Source organism: Streptomyces sp. NPDC044044, assembly GCF_056434405.1.
The window spans coordinates 29,063-48,054 of sequence record NZ_JBWKFG010000013.1 but is presented as its reverse complement, the minus strand read 5'-3'; the positions used below and the strand labels follow the sequence as shown (position 1 = coordinate 48,054).

General features: G+C 69.7%; 21 protein-coding genes and 5 tRNA genes. 7 read left to right on the top strand and 19 right to left on the bottom strand.

The annotated features are described in order from the left end of the window. Positions 1–39: 39 nt before the first annotated feature. From coaD to AC07AG_RS39080, 4 genes are all read right to left on the bottom strand, one after another. Positions 40–519: a pantetheine-phosphate adenylyltransferase gene (gene coaD / locus AC07AG_RS39095; protein WP_361056201.1), complete on the bottom strand. Its 480-nt coding sequence runs from the start codon at positions 517–519 to the stop codon at positions 40–42. 26 nt (positions 520–545) lie between these two features. Further along, positions 546–1,139 (bottom strand): 16S rRNA (guanine(966)-N(2))-methyltransferase RsmD, encoded by a 594-nt coding sequence (gene rsmD / locus AC07AG_RS39090; protein ID WP_478761526.1) that lies wholly within the window; start codon positions 1,137–1,139, stop codon positions 546–548. Between the two features lie 71 nt (positions 1,140–1,210). Next, positions 1,211–3,412 carry an ATP-dependent DNA helicase RecG gene (recG, locus tag AC07AG_RS39085; RefSeq protein ID WP_478761525.1) on the bottom strand — a complete coding sequence of 734 codons (2,202 nt, stop codon included), beginning with the start codon at positions 3,410–3,412 and terminating at the stop codon, positions 1,211–1,213. A gap of 71 nt (positions 3,413–3,483) precedes the next feature. After that, positions 3,484–5,208, bottom strand: a complete 1,725-nt coding sequence (locus AC07AG_RS39080; RefSeq protein ID WP_478761523.1) for a DAK2 domain-containing protein — start codon at positions 5,206–5,208, stop codon at positions 3,484–3,486. A gap of 218 nt (positions 5,209–5,426) precedes the next feature. On the opposite strand from AC07AG_RS39080, the gene rpmB reads away from it, so the two are divergent. After that, positions 5,427–5,612 carry a 50S ribosomal protein L28 gene (rpmB, locus tag AC07AG_RS39075; protein WP_160507429.1) on the top strand — a complete coding sequence of 62 codons (186 nt, stop codon included), beginning with the start codon at positions 5,427–5,429 and terminating at the stop codon, positions 5,610–5,612. Between the two features lie 285 nt (positions 5,613–5,897). Here rpmB and AC07AG_RS39070 read toward each other — a convergent pair whose 3' ends face one another. Then, the gene (locus tag AC07AG_RS39070) at positions 5,898–6,863 is read right to left on the bottom strand and encodes a thiamine-phosphate kinase (protein ID WP_478761521.1); all 966 of its coding nucleotides are present in this window, start codon (positions 6,861–6,863) and stop codon (positions 5,898–5,900) included. 209 nt (positions 6,864–7,072) lie between these two features. Between AC07AG_RS39070 and AC07AG_RS39065 the strand changes: the two genes are divergently transcribed. After that, a complete protein-coding gene (locus AC07AG_RS39065) occupies positions 7,073–7,306 on the top strand; it encodes an Lrp/AsnC family transcriptional regulator (protein WP_016642988.1) in 234 nt (77 codons plus the stop codon). Positions 7,307–7,332: 26 nt separating this feature from the next. Next, positions 7,333–7,815 carry a DUF3515 domain-containing protein gene (locus AC07AG_RS39060; RefSeq protein ID WP_478761704.1) on the top strand — a complete coding sequence of 161 codons (483 nt, stop codon included), beginning with the start codon at positions 7,333–7,335 and terminating at the stop codon, positions 7,813–7,815. 14 nt (positions 7,816–7,829) lie between these two features. Here the strand turns inward: AC07AG_RS39060 and AC07AG_RS39055 are convergent, their stop codons facing one another. Genes AC07AG_RS39055 through AC07AG_RS39045 form a run of 3 tightly spaced genes read right to left on the bottom strand, consistent with a single transcriptional unit; the run spans position 7,830 to position 10,844 of the window. Beyond that, positions 7,830–9,011, bottom strand: a complete 1,182-nt coding sequence (locus AC07AG_RS39055) for a D-alanine--D-alanine ligase family protein (protein ID WP_478761519.1) — start codon at positions 9,009–9,011, stop codon at positions 7,830–7,832. A 34-nt stretch (positions 9,012–9,045) separates the two neighbouring features. Beyond that, positions 9,046–10,056 carry an NAD(P)H-dependent glycerol-3-phosphate dehydrogenase gene (locus tag AC07AG_RS39050; RefSeq protein WP_478761518.1) on the bottom strand — a complete coding sequence of 337 codons (1,011 nt, stop codon included), beginning with the start codon at positions 10,054–10,056 and terminating at the stop codon, positions 9,046–9,048. Next, complete coding sequence (locus AC07AG_RS39045; protein WP_478761517.1) at positions 10,053–10,844, bottom strand: lysophospholipid acyltransferase family protein; 792 nt, start codon at positions 10,842–10,844, stop codon at positions 10,053–10,055. Before AC07AG_RS39045 ends, AC07AG_RS39050 begins: the two co-directional genes overlap by 4 nt. 159 nt (positions 10,845–11,003) lie before the next feature. Here AC07AG_RS39045 and cofC point away from each other — a divergent pair, with 159 nt between their 5' ends. After that, positions 11,004–11,639: a 2-phospho-L-lactate guanylyltransferase gene (gene cofC, locus AC07AG_RS39040; protein ID WP_478761516.1), complete on the top strand. Its 636-nt coding sequence runs from the start codon at positions 11,004–11,006 to the stop codon at positions 11,637–11,639. A gap of 13 nt (positions 11,640–11,652) precedes the next feature. After that, the gene (locus AC07AG_RS39035) at positions 11,653–11,856 is read left to right on the top strand and encodes a hypothetical protein (RefSeq protein ID WP_190084725.1); all 204 of its coding nucleotides are present in this window, start codon (positions 11,653–11,655) and stop codon (positions 11,854–11,856) included. A gap of 97 nt (positions 11,857–11,953) precedes the next feature. Here AC07AG_RS39035 and AC07AG_RS39030 read toward each other — a convergent pair whose 3' ends face one another. The 4 genes from AC07AG_RS39030 to leuC form a co-directional block, all read right to left on the bottom strand. Further along, complete coding sequence (locus AC07AG_RS39030; RefSeq protein WP_478761513.1) at positions 11,954–12,628, bottom strand: HU family DNA-binding protein; 675 nt, start codon at positions 12,626–12,628, stop codon at positions 11,954–11,956. Between the two features lie 173 nt (positions 12,629–12,801). After that, complete coding sequence (locus AC07AG_RS39025) at positions 12,802–13,038, bottom strand: SCO5555 family protein (RefSeq protein ID WP_249587526.1); 237 nt, start codon at positions 13,036–13,038, stop codon at positions 12,802–12,804. A 239-nt stretch (positions 13,039–13,277) separates the two neighbouring features. Continuing rightward, complete coding sequence (gene leuD, locus AC07AG_RS39020) at positions 13,278–13,871, bottom strand: 3-isopropylmalate dehydratase small subunit (protein WP_478761511.1); 594 nt, start codon at positions 13,869–13,871, stop codon at positions 13,278–13,280. A gap of 5 nt (positions 13,872–13,876) precedes the next feature. Beyond that, complete coding sequence (gene leuC, locus AC07AG_RS39015) at positions 13,877–15,310, bottom strand: 3-isopropylmalate dehydratase large subunit (protein WP_478761510.1); 1,434 nt, start codon at positions 15,308–15,310, stop codon at positions 13,877–13,879. A gap of 180 nt (positions 15,311–15,490) precedes the next feature. On the opposite strand from leuC, the gene ndgR reads away from it, so the two are divergent. Then, positions 15,491–16,207 (top strand): IclR family transcriptional regulator NdgR, encoded by a 717-nt coding sequence (gene ndgR, locus AC07AG_RS39010; protein ID WP_119295157.1) that lies wholly within the window; start codon positions 15,491–15,493, stop codon positions 16,205–16,207. 87 nt (positions 16,208–16,294) lie between these two features. Here ndgR and AC07AG_RS39005 read toward each other — a convergent pair whose 3' ends face one another. After that, the gene (locus tag AC07AG_RS39005) at positions 16,295–16,753 is read right to left on the bottom strand and encodes a DUF4188 domain-containing protein (protein WP_478761703.1); all 459 of its coding nucleotides are present in this window, start codon (positions 16,751–16,753) and stop codon (positions 16,295–16,297) included. A gap of 142 nt (positions 16,754–16,895) precedes the next feature. Between AC07AG_RS39005 and AC07AG_RS39000 the strand changes: the two genes are divergently transcribed. After that, positions 16,896–17,570 (top strand): MerR family transcriptional regulator, encoded by a 675-nt coding sequence (locus tag AC07AG_RS39000; RefSeq protein ID WP_478761508.1) that lies wholly within the window; start codon positions 16,896–16,898, stop codon positions 17,568–17,570. A gap of 43 nt (positions 17,571–17,613) precedes the next feature. Here the strand turns inward: AC07AG_RS39000 and AC07AG_RS38995 are convergent. From AC07AG_RS38995 to AC07AG_RS38970, 6 genes are all read right to left on the bottom strand, one after another. Beyond that, positions 17,614–17,686 (bottom strand) — tRNA-Glu (locus AC07AG_RS38995). Between the two features lie 40 nt (positions 17,687–17,726). After that, positions 17,727–17,798, bottom strand: a tRNA-Gln gene (locus AC07AG_RS38990). Positions 17,799–17,826: 28 nt separating this feature from the next. Further along, positions 17,827–17,899 (bottom strand) — tRNA-Glu (locus tag AC07AG_RS38985). Positions 17,900–17,961: 62 nt separating this feature from the next. Beyond that, positions 17,962–18,034 (bottom strand) — tRNA-Glu (locus tag AC07AG_RS38980). Between the two features lie 21 nt (positions 18,035–18,055). Continuing rightward, positions 18,056–18,127, bottom strand: a tRNA-Gln gene (locus AC07AG_RS38975). 87 nt (positions 18,128–18,214) lie between these two features. Next, complete coding sequence (locus AC07AG_RS38970) at positions 18,215–18,940, bottom strand: HAD family hydrolase (RefSeq protein WP_478761506.1); 726 nt, start codon at positions 18,938–18,940, stop codon at positions 18,215–18,217. Positions 18,941–18,992 lie beyond the last annotated feature (52 nt).

The window sequence follows — 18,992 nt, the reverse complement described above, 5'->3', positions numbered from 1 at the left end:
GGCCGACCGCCCGACACCGGGTGACGAACTGTCAGTGGGTCACTTCTTGCCCAGGCGTTCGACGAGCGCCTCGTGGACGAGCGGCGGCAGCAGGTGGGCGACGTCGCCGCCCCAGGCTGCCACCTCCTTGACCAGCGAGGAGGAGAGGAAGCTGTAGGTGGGGTTGGTGGGCACGAACAGGGTCTCGACGCCCGAGAGGCCGTTGTTCATCTGGGCCATCTGCAGTTCGTAGTCGAAATCGCTGACCGCGCGCAGGCCCTTGACGATGGCCGGGATGTCGCGCTGCTTGCAGAAGTCGACGAGAAGGCCGTGGAAGGACTCGACCTCGACGTTCCCGAAGTCGGCGGTGACCTCACGGATCAGCTCGATCCGCTCCTCGACGGAGAACAGGCCCTTCTTCGACTGATTGATCATCACCGCGACGTGCACCACGTCGTACAGCCTGGAGGCGCGGGCGATGATGTCGAGGTGTCCATTGGTGATGGGGTCGAATGACCCCGGACAGACGGCGCGGCGCAACTGAAGTCCCTCGCTCTCCGGTCCGGTCATGGCGCGATCACTGAGTCGTCGCACGTAGAGGCGGCGCGACCGTACCAAAACGTGCCTTCGCCGTAGCGACGGGACCTCAGTGCCTCGAAGCCGTCGGGCCAGCAGAATTCTCCGCCTCTGGTACTGCGTTCAACGGTGACGAGCGCATCGCCCGTGAGCCAGCGTTCCGCGCGGAGTGTGAGCAGGATCTCGCGAAGATCGTCATCGGTGACGGCGTACGGAGGGTCGAGGAAGACCAGGTCGTACGGGGCCGCGGGAGTGCCGCCCTGGACGATCTGGGCCGCTTTGCCCGACCGGACCTCGGCACCGGGCAGGCCGATGGACTTCACGTTCTCCCTGATGGTGCGCACCGCGCCGGTGTCGGCCTCGACGAGCAGGGCGTGGCCCGCGCCGCGCGAGAGCGCTTCGAGGCCCACTGCGCCGGACCCGGCGTACAGGTCGAGGACGCGTGCCCCGTCCAACGTGCCCTGCAGGGCCTGCCAGGTGGAGAACAGGCCCTCGCGCGCTCGGTCGGACGTGGGCCGTGTGCCGTTTCCTGGCGGGACGGCGAGGCGACGTCCGCCGGCCACACCGGCGATCACGCGGGTCATCTGAGTCCTTGTCGGTGTCCGTACGGGAAGATCCGGGCTCAGTCTCTCAGCCCCTGTGCCCCCGCTGCCTGTCAGCCCTTGTCGAGGTACTGCTCGCGCTCGTCGTCCAGGAGGGCGTCAAGGGCCGTGCGCAGCTCGGGCAGGTGCTCCAGGTCAGGGTCCTTGGAGACCACGGCGACGGCCTCCTCGCGGGCCTCGGCGATGATCTCCTCGTCCTCGATGACCGCGAGCATGCGCAGGCTGGAGCGGACACCGGACTGCGCCTGGCCCAGTACGTCGCCCTCGCGGCGCTGCTCCAGGTCGATCCGGGAGAGCTCGAAGCCGTCGAGCGTCGCGGCCACGGCTCCCAGGCGGGCGCGGGCGGGACTCGCCTCGGGCATGTCGGTGACCAGGAGGCAGAGGCCGGGGGCCGAGCCACGGCCGACGCGGCCGCGCAGCTGATGCAGCTGCGATACGCCGAAGCGGTCCGCGTCCATGATCACCATGGCGGTGGCGTTCGGGACGTTCACGCCGACCTCGATGACCGTCGTCGCGACCAGGACCTGGGTCTCTCCCGCGGCGAAGCGGCGCATCACCGCGTCCTTGTCGTCGGGCTGCATGCGGCCGTGCAGGACCTCCACCTTGAGGCCGCTCAGCGGACCGCGGGCGAGCTGCTCGGCGACCTCGATGACGGCGAGCGGTGGCCGCTTCTCGGCGGTCGCCTCCTCCTCGGCCTTCTTCTTGGCCTTCTTCGGGTCGTCGTCCTCGTCGCCGATCCGGGGGCAGACCACGTACGCCTGGTGGCCGTTCTCGACCTCCTCGCGCACGCGCTCCCACGCGCGTGCCAGGAAGTGGGGCTTGTCCTCGGCCGGGACGACATGGCTGGCGATCGGCGAGCGGCCCGCGGGGAGCTGGTCGAGGACCGAGGTCTCCAGGTCGCCGAAGACGGTCATCGCGACCGTCCGCGGGATGGGCGTGGCCGTCATGACGAGGAGGTGCGGGGGCTGCTTGCCCTTGCCGCGCAGGGCGTCGCGCTGCTCGACCCCGAAGCGGTGCTGTTCGTCGACGACGACCAGGCCCAGGTCGTGGAACTGGACCTTGTCCTCGATCAGCGCGTGCGTGCCGATGACGATCCCTGCCTCGCCCGTGACCAGGTCGAGCAGCGCCTGGCGCCGGGCCGCCATGCCCATGGAGCCGGTGAGCAGCGTGACCTTCGTGCCCTGGTCCGAGCCGCCGAGCATGCCGCCCTCGGCGAGCTCGCCCATCATCTCGGTGATCGAGCGGTGATGCTGCTGGGCCAGGACTTCGGTGGGCGCGAGCATCGCGGCCTGCCCGCCCGCGTCCACGACGGCGAGCATGGCGCGCAGGGCCACCATCGTCTTGCCGGAACCGACCTCCCCCTGGAGGAGGCGGTGCATCGGGTGCTCGGTCGCCAGGTCGTCGAAGATCTCCTTGGAGACCTTCTCCTGGCCCTCGGTGAGCGTGAAGGGCAGCTTGGCGTCGAAGGCGTCGAGCAGGCCGCCCTCGCGGGGGCGGCGGGCGATCGCGGGGAGCTGCGCGTCCGCGTACCTCCGGCGGGCCAGGGCCACCTGCAGGACGAAGGCCTCGTCCCACTTCAGGCGGTCGCGGGCTGATTCGATGTCCGCCTTGGTGTGCGGGCGGTGGATCTTCAGGAGCGCCTCGGGGAGCGGGATCAGCTCACGGCCGTCGCGCAGGCTCGGCGGCAGCGGGTCGACGGCCTCCTGGGCGCTGGGCAGGACCGCGTCGATGGACTTGGCGATCTTCCAGGACTCCAGCTTGGCGGTGGCCGGATAGATCGGGATGAGGGCGCCCGCCCAGGAGCCGACGGCCTCGTCCGCGTCGTCCGAGTCGCCCTTCAGGAGTTCGTACGCCGGGTGGGCGAGCTGCATCTTGCGGTTGAAGACGGATGCCTTGCCCGCGAACATCGCGCGCGTGCCGGGCAGCAGGTCCTTGTGCGGCTTGTGGATGCCGCGGCCGAAGAAGACCAGCTGGAGCTGGCCGCTGCCGTCGGTGATCGTCACTTCGAGGCGCTGGCCCCTGCCGCCGTTGAACGTCAGGATGCGCGCCGTCGCGACCTGGGCGACCACCGTGACGTGCTCGTCCAGCGGCAGGTCGGCGAGACGGGTGAGCTCGCCACGCTCCGCGTACCTCCGCGGATAGTGGTGCAGCAGGTCGCCGACGGTGTGCAGGTCCAGGTGCTCGGCCATCACCTTCGCGGTGGCGGGACCGACCACTTTCTTCAGGGGTTCTTCGAGCGCGGGCACGAGATCCATTGCACACCACGCCACTGACAATTCGGCGTACGTCCCCGAAATCCGCTGGTCAGGAAGGCTGAACGCGGCGGCTACTCCACGCCGATCAGCAGCAGCGCCGACTGGCGTCCCCCGCGGTAGACCACCGTGTCGACCGCCAGATGCGCCTCGCGCACATGCTTCTCCAGCTGGTCGCCGAGGCTGTCCGGCACGTCGTCCCCGAGCACCAGCGTGACCATCTCGCCACCCGCGGCCAGCATCCGGTCGAGGACGGAGCGCGCGGTGCGTGTGGTGTCGTCGCCGATCACCGCGACGTCGCCGTCGATCAGGCCGAGGACGTCACCGGCCTGGCAGATGCCCGCCATGGTCCACGACTGCCGCTCGGCGACGGCCAGTTCGGCGTACCGGGTCGCTCCGGCCGCCGAGGTCATCGCGACGACGTCCTCGTCGAAGCGGCGGTCCGGCTCGTGCACGGCCAGCGCCGCGATGCCCTGGACCGCGGACCGGGTGGGGATCAGCGCGACGCGCACCCCTTCGGTGCGGGCCTGCTCCGCGGCGGCGGCAGCGGTGTGGCGCAGCTCGGCGTCGTTCGGCAGGAGCACCACCTCGCGCGCGTGGGCACGCCGGATCGCCTCGACGAGCTCCCCGCTGGCGGGCGGCTCCCCGGGGCGCGTGGGCACGGTGGTCGCCCCGGCATCGGCGTAGAGACCAGCGAGCCCCTCCCCCGGGACGACGGCGACGATCCCGCGCTGGACCCGCTCCCGTGGCGGCTGCGTGACGCCCGCGGTGTGCGCGTCCCCGACCCCGAAGTGGGTGATGCGGATGCGGTGGGGCCGCCCCGCCTCGACGCCCGCCTCGACGGCTGCCCCGGCGTCGTCCACATGGACGTGGACGTTCCACAGCCCGTCCCCGCCGACGACGACGAGCGAGTCACCGAGTCCGTCGAGCCGTGTCCGCAGCCGTGCGACGGCCGCGTCGTCGGCCTCCAGGAGGTAGATCACCTCGAAGGCGGGGGCTGCCGCGTCGGCCTGGGGGTCCTGGCACTCCGCGTCGGCCTGGGGGTCCTGGCACTCAAGGGGTTCCGCGGGCTCCACGCGCGCGTGGCCGCCCGACTCGGCCGCCTTCCCGTACGGGGAGGCGGTCTTCACGTACGGAGAGGCCGTCCCGCCCGACAGAGCCCCCACCAGAGCCCCGAGCACCGCCACGAGCCCGCGTCCCCCGGCGTCCACCACTCCCGCGCGCCCGAGCACCGCGAGCTGCTCCGGCGTCGCGTCCAGCGCCCGGCACGCCCCGTCGTACGCGGCCCGCGCCACCGCCCCGCAGTCGCCGTCGGCGCCAAAGGCCGCGTCGGCAGCGGCGGCGGCCACCGTCAGGACGGTGCCCTCCACGGGATGCGCGACCGCTTGGTAGGCCGACTCGGCGGCCCGCCGCAGCGCGAGCGCCAGAGCCCGGCCGTCGGCGTGATCGGTGTCACGGTCGGCGCCGAGCACCTGCGCCATGCCCCGCAGCAGCTGCGACAGGATGGTGCCCGAGTTCCCGCGGGCCCCGATCAGCGCGCCGTGCGCCATGGCCCGCGCGGCCTCGGCCAGGGCCGGCCGGGCCGGGTCGAGGCCGGTGAAGACCGCGTCGACCGCCTGGGACGCCGATTCCACGGTCAGGTAGAGGTTGGTTCCGGTGTCCCCGTCCGCGACCGGATAGACGTTGATCGCGTCGATCTCCTCGCGGGCCCGCCCCAGGGCGTCCAGAGCGAGGCCGCACCAGGCGCGCACCGCGACGGCGTCGAGGTTCTGCGGCACCTGCTCGCCTCCTAAGGGCATCCGGAATGGACGCAGCGTAGACCGGGACGGGCGAAGGGCCCGGGGCGGGGCCGGGGCGAGACATGGTAGTTTCGTTCTACCGAAGCAGTCGTTGTATGCTGCTCCGGTTGCCCGATACCCATCGGGACCTTCCTCCTGGCAACGCCACCCACGATCATTGCACTGATCCCGGCATGCCGGGATTACCCGTAAGTGCATCTGAAGTCTTGGAGTGACCCGTGGCTGCCAACTGCGACGTCTGCGGCAAGGGGCCGAGCTTCGGCAACAACATCTCGCACTCTCACCGCCGTACGTCCCGTCGCTGGAACCCGAACATCCAGCGCGTTCGTGCCGTGGTCAGCGGGACGCCGAAGCGGCTCAACGCCTGCACCTCGTGCATCAAGGCCGGCAAGGTCTCGCGCTGACGCAAGTAAGCGCGGCCACCTAGCTGGTTGCTGAAAGAGCCGGTCCCCTTCGGGGGACCGGCTCTTTCGTGTGCCCACAGCTCTGCTCCGGGGCTTCGGGTCTTCGGGGGTCCCCAGCACTCACCGCCGGTTCTTGAACCGCCACCCATGATCCACGGGCCCGATCCCGCCGCCGAGCGCGCACCCGGCCTCCGATCGCCCCGGTGCGCGCGCACCGCTTCCACCGGCAGCTCCCAAAAGCCTTGTACGCCAAGGGAGTTCCGCGCGGGGGCACGGCGGTCCTGGTCAGTCCTCGAGGTTGTCGCCGAAGTGGTCCCAGCCCTTGCTGGTCCAGGGCGCGCCGTCGACCGTCACCTGCGGCAGGGCCGAGGGGTTGAGGACCTCGCCGATGACCTTCCAGCGGGCGGGCAGCTTCACGTCCGGCGGGAACGTCGCCACGATGGCGTGGTCCTCGCCGCCGTTGAGCACCCACTGCAGCGGGTCGACGCCGACGGCCTGGCCGATGTCGTTCATCTGGGAGGGCACGTCGACGTCTCCGGAGCGGATGTCGATGCGTACCTTGCTCGAATCGGCGATGTGCCCGAGGTCGGCGATGAGGCCGTCGCTCACGTCCGTCATCGAGGTCGCGCCGAGGCCGGCGGCCGCGGGGCCCGCGTGGTACGGCGGTTCGGGCCTGCGGTGGGCCTCCACGAAGGCGCGGGGCGAGCGGAAGCCGCGCGAGAGCACCGCGTGCCCGGCGGCGGACCAGCCCAACCAGCCCGTGACGGCGACGACATCGCCGGGCTGTGCGCCCGCGCGGGTCACCGGCTCGTGGTTGCGCAGATCGCCGAGCGCGGTGATCGCGACGGTGATCGTGTCGCCGCGTACGACGTCGCCGCCCACGACGGCCGCTCCCGCGACCTGGCATTCGTCCCGCAGGCCGTCCATGAGCTCGGTGGGCCAGCTGGCGGGGAGTTCGGCGGGGACGACCAGGCCCAGGAGGAGAGCGGTCGGCACGGCGCCCATCGCGGCGATGTCGGCGAGGTTCTGCGCGGCGGCCTTGCGGCCCACGTCGTACGCGGTGGACCAGTCGCGGCGGAAGTGCCGTCCCTCCAGGAGGATGTCGGTGCTCGCCACGACCCTGCGGTCGGGAGCCGACACGACGGCGGCGTCGTCACCCGGGCCGAGCCGGACGGCCGGGGTGGTGGTGAGCCGGGAGGTGAGTTCCCTGATGAGTCCGAACTCCCCCAACTCGCCGACGGTTCCCTTCACCGGGAGTCACCATGCCCTTTCACGCTGCTCGGCTTGCGGTCGCGAGCCTTCACTGTCATAGGTACGGTCGAGATGACCGTCAACTTCTGTTGCCCGTCCACCGCGATGTGCGCGCCACAGCTCCCCCGGGTCTCCCCGTGGGAAGCGGCGACGCGGTACCGTGGCGTCCCTTCTCCCCACATGATCCTCGTGGCCGCCCTGGAGGTTCCGTGGTACAGGCGTACATCCTGATCCAAACAGAGGTCGGCAAGGCGTCGACCGTCGCCGAGCTGATCGGCAAGATCCCAGGAGTCATCCAGGCCGAGGACGTGACCGGACCCTACGATGTCATCGTGCGCGCCCAGGCGGACACGGTGGACGAACTCGGCCGCATGGTGGTCGCCAAAGTCCAGCAAGTGGACGGCATCACCCGCACCCTGACCTGCCCCGTCGTGCACCTCTAGCCCCCGTCTACCCTTGGCCGGTGAAGATTTCCCGTCGCCGGCGTCGCTGCCTCGTCTCGGCCCCCGCCCTCGCACTCCTGATCGCGTCCGCGGGCTGCTCCTCAGCAGACGAAGCAGTGAAGGCTGCGGTTCCCACCCCGGACAGCAAGGTCACCGAACTGTGCCGGAACCTGGACAAGCAGCTGCCGAAGAAGGTGGACGGTCTTGGGCGCGCTGATCCCGAGCCGAAGTCCGAGCTGACCGCCGGGTGGGGAGACCCGGCGATCATACTGCGCTGCGGTGTCGCCAGACCGACCGAGATGAACAACCCCGAGGCGGACGGCGTGACGGCGGACGGCGTCAACTGGCTGCTCGAGGAGCAGGACGACGGATCGTTCCGCTTCACCTCCACGCTACGCAAGGCGTACGTGGAGGTCACGCTGCCCAAGGAGCGCGCGGGGAGCGGCGTGAGCCCGCTGACGGACTTCGCCGCCCCCGTCAAGAAGGCGATCCCCAAGGGGATCGCCTAGCGCCTGCAGGGGTGCTAGCGCAGCCCTGTGGACCGGTTGAGGGCCGCCTGGACGAGGCGGTCCACCAGCTCCGGGTAGCTGACGCCGCTCGCCTCCCACATCTGCGGGTACATCGAGATGGGCGTGAAGCCCGGCATCGTGTTGATCTCGTTGATGACGAACTGCCCGTCCTCGGTGAGGAAGAAGTCCGCGCGCACCAGGCCCTCGCAGGACGTGGCCTCGAAGGCGTCGACGGCGAGCCGCTGGATCTCGGCGGTCTGCTCGGGCGTCAGCGGTGCGGGCACGATCCCGGGCGTCGAGTCGATGTACTTCGCCTCGAAGTCGTAGTAGTCGTGCGACTGCACCGGCGGGATCTCGGCGGGCACGCTCGCTCGCGGCCCGTCCTCGAACTCCAGGACCCCGCACTCGATCTCGCGGCCGCGCAGCAGCGACTCGATCAGGATCTTGGGGTCGTGGCGGCGGGCCTCCTCGATCGCCTCGTCGAGGCCCTCGAAGGAGTCGACCTTCGTGATGCCCATCGAAGAGCCGCCGCGCGCAGGCTTGATGAACAGCGGCCAGCCGTGCTCGCCTGCGAACTCGGCGATCTTCTTGCGGGCGGCCTGCTGGTCGCGGTCCCACTCGCGCGGGCGGATCACCAGGTACGGGCCGACGGGCAGCCCGAAGGAGGTGAACACCCGCTTCATGTACTCCTTGTCCTGGCCGACGGCCGACGCGAGCACTCCGGCGCCCACGTAGGGCACTCCGGAGAGCTCGAGGAGTCCCTGGAGCGTGCCGTCCTCGCCGTACGGACCGTGCAGCATCGGGAAGACGACGTCGACCTCGCCGAGCGCCTTGGGCACGGACCCGGGCTCGCTGTAGACGACCTCGCGGTTGTTCGGGTCCAGGGGCATCACGACGCCGCCGTCGGCCGACTCGGCGAGTGCGTCGACGTTGGGCACCTGCCGGTCGGTGATCGCCATGCGCTCGGGATCGTCGGCGGTCAGGGCCCAGCGGCCGTCCGTCGTGATGCCGATGGGCAGGACGTCGTACTTGGTGCGATCGATGGCACGCAGTACGGCGCCCGCCGTGACGACCGAGATGCCGTGCTCCGAACTGCGGCCGCCGAACACGACGGCCACACGCGGCTTGCGGAGCGGCAGCTCAGAGCTCTGCTCGGTGCTCGGCCTGGGGCTCTGGGGGAGGTTCTCGCTGCTCATATCGGCTTGAGAGTACCCGCTGGCCCCCGGAGAGTCAGCGGCGCTCGGCCTTGGCGCTGCGCGACATCAGCTCCTTGAGGGCGACCACGGGCGGTGTGCCCTCGTGCACGATGCCCACGACCGTCTCCGTGATGGGCATGTCGACGCCGTGCCTGCGGGCCAGATCGAGCACCGACTCGCAGGACTTGACGCCTTCGGCGGTCTGCTTGGTGACCGCGATGGTCTCCTCCAGCGTCATGCCCTTGCCGAGGTTCGTGCCGAAGGTGTGGTTGCGCGACAGCGGCGACGAGCAGGTGGCCACCAGGTCGCCCAGGCCCGCGAGTCCGGAGAACGTCAGCGGGTCCGCGCCCATCGCCAGGCCCAGACGGGTGGTCTCGGCGAGGCCGCGCGTGATGAGCGAGCCCTTGGCGTTGTCGCCGAGGCCCATGCCGTCCGCGATGCCGACGGCGAGACCGATGACGTTCTTGACGGCGCCGCCGAGTTCGCAGCCGACGACGTCCGTGTTCGTGTACGGGCGGAAGTACGGCGTGTGGCAGGCGGTCTGGAGGCGCTGCGCGATCGATTCGTCGCGGCAGGCGACCACGGCGGCGGCGGGCTGCCTCGCGGCGATCTCGCGGGCGAGGTTGGGGCCCGTGACGACGGCGACGCGGTCGGGGGCGACCTTCGTGACGTCCTCGATGACCTCGCTCATCCGCATCGCGGAGCCCAGCTCGACGCCCTTCATGAGGGAGACGAGCACGGTGTCGGGGGCCAGCAGCGGCGCCCACTCGGCGAGGTTGCCGCGCAGCGTCTGCGAGGGCACGGCGAGCACGGTGAAGTCGGCGCCCGCCGCGGCCTCTGCCGGGTCGGTGGTCGCCCTGAGGCCCTCCGGGAGTTCGACACCGGGGAGGTAGTCGGGGTTGCTGTGCGAGGAGTTGACCGCGTCGACGAGTGCGGGGCGACGGCCCCACAGGGTGACGTCGCACCCGGCGTCGGCGAGCACCATGCCGAAGGCGGTACCCCAAGAGCCCGTTCCGAAGACGGCGGCCTTCACCGGGTTCGTCACTTGCTGTCCTCCGTGGTGTTCTCAGGGGTGTTCCGGGGGACGCCGCGACCGCCGCGGTCCGCCGCCTTGCGTCGTTGCGCGAGCCGCGCCTTGCGGGGGTCGTACGGGATCTCGGGGGCCTTCTCCTGCCGGACCTCCTCCAGGAGTTCGGTGACCGCGGCCATGATGGTCTCGGTCACCTCCCGCAGGATCTCGGGGCTGGGTTCCTTGTCGTAGAAGCGCGAGAGGTCGACCGGCTCGCCCGCGAGCACCTGCAGCTTCTTGCGCGGGAAGAGGCTGAGCTTCTTGCTGTACGGGGGGAGCGCGAGGTTGGCGCCCCACTGCGCGACGGGGATCACCGGGCACTTGGTGCGCAGGGCGACCCGCGCGGCACCGGACTTGGCCGTCATCGGCCACATCTCGGGGTCCCTGGTGAGGGTGCCCTCGGGGTAGAACGCCACGCACTCACCGCGCTCGATCGCGTCGACAGCGGCACGGAAGGCGTCGAGCGCGTTCGTGGTCTCGCGGTAGACCGGGATCTGGCCCGTGCCCTTCATGACCTTGCCGACGAACCCGTCCTTGAAAAGGCCGTCCTTTGCCAGGAAACGGGGCACTCGTCCGGTGTTGTACTGAAAATGCGCGTACGAGAGCGGGTCGATATACGAGTTGTGATTCACCGCGGTGATGAATCCGCCGTCGGCCGGAATGTGTTCCATTCCTCGCCAGTCCCGCTTGAAGAAAACCACCAGGGGCGGTTTGGCGATGACCGCCGCCAGGCGGTACCAGAAGCCGATTCTGCGGCGGGACACTCGGACACCTTCCTCCATGAACCTGGTCGGCCGCACAAGTGTCGCCCCAGGCTGCCGGTCTGTCGAGAACACCGTACGCCCGCCCCCGCAACCCGGCCCCGCTAGTGCCCCGGTCAGCAGGTCACAATGGGCGCGACGCGAAGGACGGAGCCGCCCCCCGTGCAGTGGACCCTGGTCATACCCCTGAAACCGCTGGAGCGCGCCAAGAGCAGGCTCACCGCCGCCACCGGCGACACCCTGCGTCCGGGCCTCGCCCTCGCCTTCGCACAGGACACCGTGGCCGCCGCGCTGGCCTGTCCCGCGGTACGGGATGTGGTGGTCGTCACGGACGACGGCCGCGCCGGGCGCGAGCTGGCGGCGCTGGGGGCCCGGATCCTGCGGGACGAACCCGCGGGCGGCCTCAACGCGGCCCTGGCGCACGGAGCGGCGGCGGTGCGCGCCGGGCGGCCACAATCGGCTGTCGCGGCGCTGAATGCGGATCTCCCGGCACTGCGCCCCATGGAATTGGCCCGGGTACTCGACGGGGCGGCTCCATTTCCCCGTTCTTTCCTCGCGGATGCCGCGGGAATCGGTACGACACTGCTGTCCGCGGCCCCCCGCACGGAATTGCGTCCCGCATTCGGCGCGGCGTCCCGTTCCCGGCACGCGGCTTCGGGTGCGGTGGAACTTCCGCTCGAAGGCGTCGACTCCGTGCGCCAGGACGTGGACACCGGCGACGATCTGCGGGCCGCCCTCGCTCTGGGCGTCGGGCCGCGTACGGCGACGGCTGCCGCGAGGCTCCTGATCGCCGACTGAGTACGCTTCCCCCATGCAGGCGACCGCGTACACGTACGACTCCGAGACCCGCAGCGGCAGCGTGCTGCTCGACGACGGCACCCCGGTGCCCTTCGACCCCCCGGCGTTCGACGCGGGTGGCCTGCGGCTCCTGAGGCCCGGCCAGCGGGTACGGATCGAGGTCGAGGGAGAGGGCGAGCAGCGCCGCATCACTCTGGTGACGCTGCAGACGTTCTGAGGGCCGTCCGGGGACGTCCCGGCAGGCACCACCGCACACGCCGCGGGCCGGGCTCCCAGTGGGGAGCCCGGCCCGGCGCGTGAGTGCCCTCGTGCCCTTACTTCTTGCGGGCGGTCGCCTTCTTGGCGGTGGTCTTGCGCGCCGTCGACTTCTTGGCGGGCGCCTTCTTGGCGGTGGCCTTCTTGGCCGGCGCGGTCTTCTTGGCGGTGGCCTTCTTGGCGGGAGCGGTCTTCTTGGCCGTCGCCTTCTTGGCCGTGGCCGCCTTCTTGGCCGTCGCCGTCGCCTTCTTGGCGGTGGTCTTCTTGGCGGTCGCCTTCTTCGCCGTCGCCGTCGTCTTCTTGGCGGTGGCCTTCTTGGCGGTGGCGGCCTTCTTCGCGGTCGCCTTCTTGGCGGTGGCCTTCTTGGCCGCTGCCTTCTTCACGGTCGCCGAAGCGCTGCCGCCCGAAAGGCTGCCCTTGGGCGCCTTCTTGACCGCGACGTCGTTCTTCGGGAGCTTCTTCGAGCCGCTCACCAGGTCCTTGAAGCCCTGTCCTGCGCGGAAACGCGGAACCGAGGTCTTCTTGACCCGAACGCGCTCCCCGGTCTGCGGGTTGCGGGCGTAACGGGCCGGACGGTCCACCTTCTCGAACGAGCCGAAACCGGTGACCGAAACACGGTCTCCGCTGACGACGGCACGGACGACTGCGTCCAGAACCGCGTCCACGGCGTCGGCGGCCTGCTGACGGCCACCCACCTTGTCGGCAATCGCTTCTACGAGCTGCGCCTTGTTCACGTCTTCCCCTTCGGAGACCTCGCCCGAGCGTATTCGCCAGGCTTTTTCGCACGTTAGGCAGATATATACCGCAAATCAAACACGAAACGGGCTAATCACCCTTGTGCCGCAACGAACTCGGCTGTCCATGAGTTCCTCGAAGGCTCCTCGAAGGGCCGTTTGAGCCTTGTGGCTCAGGCATCTTCGGGGAATCGGCCCTCGTCGGCCTCGTCGATGGACTCCATCAATCGCTCCAGACGCCTTGCCGCATCGGCGAGATCGTGTTTGGCCGCGGCCGTAATGACCAGCAGCTTCCGGGTCAGCGCCATCCGTACGCCCTCCGGGACTTGCAGTGCACGCACCCTTGAGTGCGCTTCCTTCAGTTGGTCCGCAACAAGCCCGTAGAGCTCGAGTTGGCTGTCACGTTCCATGCACCGATTGTGCCATCTGGGGCGAGTTGTCGCCTCCGCAGGGGGTAACTACCCACATCCGGCGCCCTCCTGAGGGTACCCGCTCAGAGCGAGTACAAGGGGATTTCAAGCCTCTTCTGCCGTCCGAATCAAGGGAGTTGACACCACCCGTTCAGGTCATGGCCCACCACAAAGGGGGCAGACACAGATGTACCCCCAACCGTCCACGATTGGGGGTACACCAGGGTGTTGCGGGGGTGTCAGACCTGCACCGTCCGCGGCTTGTACGAGGGGCGCTTCGACTCGTACGCGGCGATGTCCGGCTCGTTCTGGAGCGTGATGCTGATGTCGTCCAGACCGTTCAGGAGACGCCAGCGGGCGTTCTCGTCGAGCTCGAAGTCGGCGGTGACGCCCTCGGCGCGAACTTGGCGATCCTGCAGGTCAACGGTGATTTCGGCCTGCGGGTCGGCCTCCGTCAGAGCCCAGAGCGCGTCCACGACCTTCTGGTCGAGCACGACGGTGAGCAGGCCGTTCTTCAGCGAGTTGCCGCGGAAGATGTCGGCGAAGCGCGAGGAGATGACGGTCTTGAAGCCGTAGTTCTGCAGCGCCCAGACGGCGTGCTCACGCGAGGAGCCCGTTCCGAAGTCGGGACCCGCGACCAGGACCGTCGCACCCTCACGTTCGGGTTTGTTCAGGATGAACTCGCCGTCCTTGCGCCAGGCCTCGAAGAGCCCGTCCTCAAATCCGTCCCGGGTGACCTTCTTCAGCCAGTGGGCGGGGATGATCTGGTCGGTGTCCACGTTGCTGCGGCGCAGCGGAACGGCCCGGCCGGTGTGCGTGGTGAATGCTTCCATGGCTCTCAGACTCCGGCGGTGACGGGGGCGTCAGGGGCATCGGTCAGGTCGGCGGGTGAGGCCAAGTGGCCCGTCACCGCGGTGGCGGCGGCCACCTGGGGCGACACCAGATGGGTGCGGCCGCCCTTGCCCTGCCTGCCCTCGAAGTTGCGATTGGACGTCGACGCGGAGCGCTCGCCGGGGGCCAGTTGGTCGGGGTTCATGCCCAGGCACATCGAGCAGCCCGCGTGCCGCCATTCGGCGCCGGCGGCGGTGAAGACCCTGTCCAGGCCCTCCGCGACGGCCTCGAGGGCGACCCGGACCGAGCCGGGGACGACCAGCATCCGTACGCCGTCGGCGACTTTGCGGCCCTCGACGATGGAGGCCGCCGCACGCAGGTCCTCGATACGGCCGTTGGTGCACGAACCTACGAAGACGGTGTCGACCTTGATGTCGCGCAGCGCCTGCCCGGCGGTCAACCCCATGTATTCCAGGGCCTTTTCGGCGGCGTACCGCTCCGAGGCGTCTTCGTACGAAGCAGGATCGGGGACGTTCGCCGAGAGCGGCGCGCCCTGGCCCGGGTTGGTGCCCCAGGTGACGAACGGCGCGAGCTGGGTGGCGTCGATGTAGACCTCGGCGTCGAAGACCGCGTCCTCGTCCGTCTTCAGGGTCTTCCAGTACGCGACCGCCGCGTCCCACTCCTCGCCCTTCGGGGCGTGGTCACGGCCCTCGATGTAGTCGAAGGTGGTCGCGTCGGGGGCGATCATGCCGGCGCGGGCGCCTGCCTCGATCGACATGTTGCAGATGGTCATGCGGGCTTCCATCGAGAGTTTCTCGATGGCGGAGCCGCGGTACTCCAGGACGTAGCCCTGGCCGCCGCCGGTGCCGATCTTGGCGATGATGGCGAGGATCAGGTCCTTGGCCGTGACGTCGTCGGGCAGTTCGCCGTCGACGGTGATGGCCATGGTCTTCGGCGGGGCCATCGGCAGCGTCTGCGTGGCCAGGACGTGCTCGACCTGGGAGGTGCCGATGCCGAACGCCAGCGCGCCGAAGGCGCCGTGCGTGGAGGTGTGGGAGTCGCCGCAGACCACGGTGGTGCCGGGCTGGGTCAGGCCCAGCTGCGGGCCCACCACGTGGACGACGCCCTGCTCGACGTCGCCGAGCGAGTGCAGGCGCACCCCGAACTCGGCGCAGTTCTTGCGCAGCGTCTCCAACTGCGCCCGCGAGACCGGGTCCGCGATCGGCTTGTCGATGTCGAGGGTCGGGGTGTTGTGATCCTCGGTGGCGATGGTGAGGTCGAGACGCCGCACCGGGCGGCCGGCCTGCCTGAGGCCGTCGAAGGCCTGCGGGCTCGTCACCTCGTGCAGCAGGTGCAGATCGATGAAGAGGAGGTCGGGCTCGCCTTCGGCGTGCCGGACGACGTGGTCGTCCCAGACCTTCTCCGCGAGTGTCCTACCCATCGCTTTCCCTCCGACCGGCTGTCTTGTGCCGGCCCAACTAGAGAATTGTTCGTCCACGCCCGTACCCCTCGTGCCGCGCGTGGACCGCTTTCCGTTGGTCCGCGGATCGCACGTACAGGGTGACGTGTTCCATGGAAAATTGAACTTGCGTTTCACAGAGTGAGACGCGAGTATCGACGCATGGACAACTCTAGCGGCGTCGGCGTTCTCGACAAGGCGGCTCTCGTCTTGAGCGCCCTGGAGTCCGGTCCGGCCACCCTCGCGGGTCTGGTCGCGGCCACCGGACTCGCACGACCCACGGCACATCGCCTCGCCGTGGCACTGGAACACCACCGGATGGTGGCGCGCGACATGCAGGGCCGTTTCATTCTCGGCCCGCGCCTGTCGGAACTCGCGGCGGCGGCCGGCGAGGACCGCCTGCTCGCCACGGCGGGCCCGGTCCTCACGCACCTGCGTGACGTGACGGGCGAGAGCGCGCAGCTCTATCGCCGCCAGGGCGACATGCGCATCTGCGTCGCCGCGGCCGAGCGCCTCTCGGGCCTGCGGGACACGGTCCCGGTCGGCTCGACGCTCACGATGAAGGCCGGCTCGTCCGCGCAGATCCTGATGGCCTGGGAAGAGCCGGAGCGCCTGCACCGCGGCCTCCAGGGCGCCCGCTTCACGGCCACGGCCCTCTCGGGCGTACGCCGCCGGGGCTGGGCCCAGTCGATCGGCGAGCGGGAGCCGGGCGTCGCGTCGGTCTCCGCCCCCGTGCGCGGCCCCTCGAACCGCGTGGTCGCCGCCGTATCCGTCTCCGGGCCGATCGAGCGCCTCACGCGCCACCCGGGCCGGATGCACGCCCAGGCCATCATCGACGCCGCCGGGCGCCTGTCCGAGGCACTGCGCCGCACGGGCTGAGCCCGCACCGTCCACAGACAGCACACAGAACGCCCGAGGGGCCGCCTCAACGCCGCGGCGGCCCCTCGGGCGTTTTCCTGTCCGCTGTCAGGCCGCCTTGAGCCGGTCGGCCGCCCTGTCCCCCCGGCGGCCGACCGGCACCACACCGATGGCCTTGCCGAGGCCGAACTCCGGCATGTTCACGTACACCGCCTCATGGGCCCCGGCCGGCACCACATACGTCTCGTGCCAGAAGCCGACCTTCCCCTTGCCCTCCCGCATCCGCCGGTTGAAGGCGGCCCAGGCGGGCCGGTGCTCCTTGCCCTGATCGGACGCGTACGCGAGCAGCTTCTCCGGCGACTCCCAGTACTGCACCACGTACAGCACGCGCGGAGCGCCGAGCAGCAGCTGATAGTCCAGCATGCCGATCCCCCGGTCCACGGACAGCTCCTTGAGCATCCGCGGCATCGCCCGGAGGACGGGCCACCAGCTGCGCACGGCGCGGAAGTTGTTGACGCGCATCCCGATGGTGAAGACGGTGACACCGCCCTGCGCATCGGCGGTCATGCGCCCTTCGATCGGCTTGGTGCTCACGATGGTTCCCCCTTCAGAGAGCGTTCAGGAGAGCGTTGGATAGTTCCGCTATCCATGATTGGATAGTGTCACTCACCAAGTGGATGCGCAAGGGGAAAAGAGGAGAAGCGAGCCGATGAGACTGGCGGAGCTCAGCACGCGCAGCGGGGTCTCGACGGCCACGATCAAGTACTACCTGCGCGAGGGACTGCTCCCGCCGGGCCGCCGCGTGACGGCGACGCAGGCCGAGTACGACGAGAAGCACCTGCAGCGGCTGCGCCTCGTCCGGGCGCTCATCCAGGTGGGCCGGGTGCCGATCGCCTCCGCCCGGGATGTGCTCACCGCCCTGGAGGACGACTCCCTGGACCACAACTCCCGTCTGGGCGTGGCGGTCTGGGCACTCCCCCACGGCCCCGAACCCGCCGCCGAAGATCCGGCGACACAGACGGCCCGTCACACGGTGGACGCCCTGCTGGAACGGCTCGGCTGGCAGTACGGCCAGGACTACGGGCCCGATTCGCCGGCGTACGGAATGCTCGTGACCGCGGTCGCGACGCTGGCCAGGCTCGGATACCCCTGCGCCGTCGAGGACTTGGCGCCCTACGCGCGCTCGGCCGGCCAACTGGCCGTCGCCGACCTGAACTTGGTGGAGCGTTACGAGTCGCCCGACGAACAGCTGGAGGCGGCGGTCGCCCTCACCGTGCTGTACGAGCCGGTCCTCCTGAGCCTGCGCAGGCTCGCCCAGGCCGAGGAGTCCAACCGCCGCTACGGGCAGGAGAGTTCGGGCGGACCGGAAACGCCGGAGGAATGACGAAGGGGCCCTCCCTTGCGGAAAGGCCCCTTGTCCATTCGCGTACCCCCGACCGGATTCGAACCGGCGCTACCGCCTTGAGAGGGCGGCGTGCTAGGCCGCTACACAACGGGGGCTAGCTTCTCCTGCGCTACTGCTCTGTCCTGCTGTACTGCGCTGGGCTACCAGGACTCGAACCTAGAACAACGGAACCAGAAACCGTCGTGTTGCCAATTACACCATAGCCCACTGTGGTCTAGACCAGCTAGACCCTGCGTACCCCCGACCGGATTCGAACCGGCGCTACCGCCTTGAGAGGGCGGCGTGCTAGGCCGCTACACAACGGGGGCCCTAGCGATCCTGCATCGGCTGCAGTGGGTGCGACCCGGACTGCTTCCATGGGAAGGATCTGTACCCCCGACCGGATTCGAACCGGCGCTACCGCCTTGAGAGGGCGGCGTGCTAGGCCGCTACACAACGGGGGCGTTGCAGATAAGCTCTGCGAGCTGGCCTACCAGGACTCGAACCTAGACTAACGGAACCAGAAACCGTCGTGCTGCCAATTACACCATAGGCCATCGATACGCAACCCCTTGCGGGATCTTTGATCGACTTGCGCTTCCTGATCGGACCTTTCGGCCTTCTCGGGCGGCGCAGGAAGAACATTACCCGAAGGTGGACGGCGCTCCAAAACGGGTATCGGAGCGGAGCAGTGCGGGCAGCTCGGCGAGACACGTAATGCGGTGCACCCCCGACGGGCCTTCCTGGGATGCGCTGTTGCGGTCGAGCCAGATCCCGAGAAGCCCGGCGTCACGGGCACCCCTGGCGTCGATCTCCGGCTGATCCCCTACGTAGGCGATCTCCTCGGGCCGCAGCCCCATCGCCGTGCACACCGCGAGGAACGCCTCGGGCGCGGGCTTGGAGACGCCGAGTTCGGCGGCGCACAGGACGGCTTCGAAGCGGTCACGCACCCCGAGAACGCTCAACTTGCGCTCCTGGACGACCAGAGCGGAGTTGGAGAGGACCGCCTGGCGGTACTCGGCGGCGAGGGCGTCCAGGGTGGGGACGGTGTCCGGGAAGAGGGTCCAGGCGGATTCATAGTGACCGAGATAACGCGCGAACCAGGCGTCCGCCTCCTGGTCGGTCATGACGGCGTCCAGGAACTCGCGTACGCGATCGCGGCGCTGGGCCTCGAACTCGATCCCCCCGGCGCTGAAGCGTGCCCAGTGGCGCTCGGTGACCTCTTTCCACAGCACGAGGGCGCGCTCGGCGGTCTCGTACCGCTCGATGAGGCCTTCGGCGGTGAGGTGGGCGTGCATGCCGGTGGTGTCGGCGTGCGCGTAGTCGAAGATCGTGTCGTCTACGTCCCAGACCACGGCTTTGATCGTCATGTCTCCGACGGTATGCGAAGGACCCGGGAGCCGTCGCGGCTTCCGGGTCCTT

What these genes read in the sequence shown, in the direction of transcription:
- AC07AG_RS39035 (WP_190084725.1), top strand. Translation starts at nt 11,653, where the DNA reads ATGCAGGCGACCGCGTACACGTACGACTCCGAGACCCGCAGCGGCAGC.
- AC07AG_RS39080 (WP_478761523.1), bottom strand. Translation starts at nt 5,208, where the DNA reads ATGCCCTTAGGAGGCGAGCAGGTGCCGCAGAACCTCGACGCCGTCGCG.
- rsmD (WP_478761526.1), bottom strand. Translation starts at nt 1,139, where the DNA reads ATGACCCGCGTGATCGCCGGTGTGGCCGGCGGACGTCGCCTCGCCGTC.
- AC07AG_RS39000 (WP_478761508.1), top strand. Translation starts at nt 16,896, where the DNA reads ATGAGACTGGCGGAGCTCAGCACGCGCAGCGGGGTCTCGACGGCCACG.
- leuD (WP_478761511.1), bottom strand. Translation starts at nt 13,871, where the DNA reads ATGGAAGCATTCACCACGCACACCGGCCGGGCCGTTCCGCTGCGCCGC.
- leuC (WP_478761510.1), bottom strand. Translation starts at nt 15,310, where the DNA reads ATGGGTAGGACACTCGCGGAGAAGGTCTGGGACGACCACGTCGTCCGG.
- AC07AG_RS38970 (WP_478761506.1), bottom strand. Translation starts at nt 18,940, where the DNA reads ATGACGATCAAAGCCGTGGTCTGGGACGTAGACGACACGATCTTCGAC.
- AC07AG_RS39005 (WP_478761703.1), bottom strand. Translation starts at nt 16,753, where the DNA reads ATGACCGCCGATGCGCAGGGCGGTGTCACCGTCTTCACCATCGGGATG.
- ndgR (WP_119295157.1), top strand. Translation starts at nt 15,491, where the DNA reads ATGGACAACTCTAGCGGCGTCGGCGTTCTCGACAAGGCGGCTCTCGTC.
- AC07AG_RS39025 (WP_249587526.1), bottom strand. Translation starts at nt 13,038, where the DNA reads ATGGAACGTGACAGCCAACTCGAGCTCTACGGGCTTGTTGCGGACCAA.
- AC07AG_RS39055 (WP_478761519.1), bottom strand. Translation starts at nt 9,011, where the DNA reads ATGAGCAGCGAGAACCTCCCCCAGAGCCCCAGGCCGAGCACCGAGCAG.
- recG (WP_478761525.1), bottom strand. Translation starts at nt 3,412, where the DNA reads ATGGATCTCGTGCCCGCGCTCGAAGAACCCCTGAAGAAAGTGGTCGGT.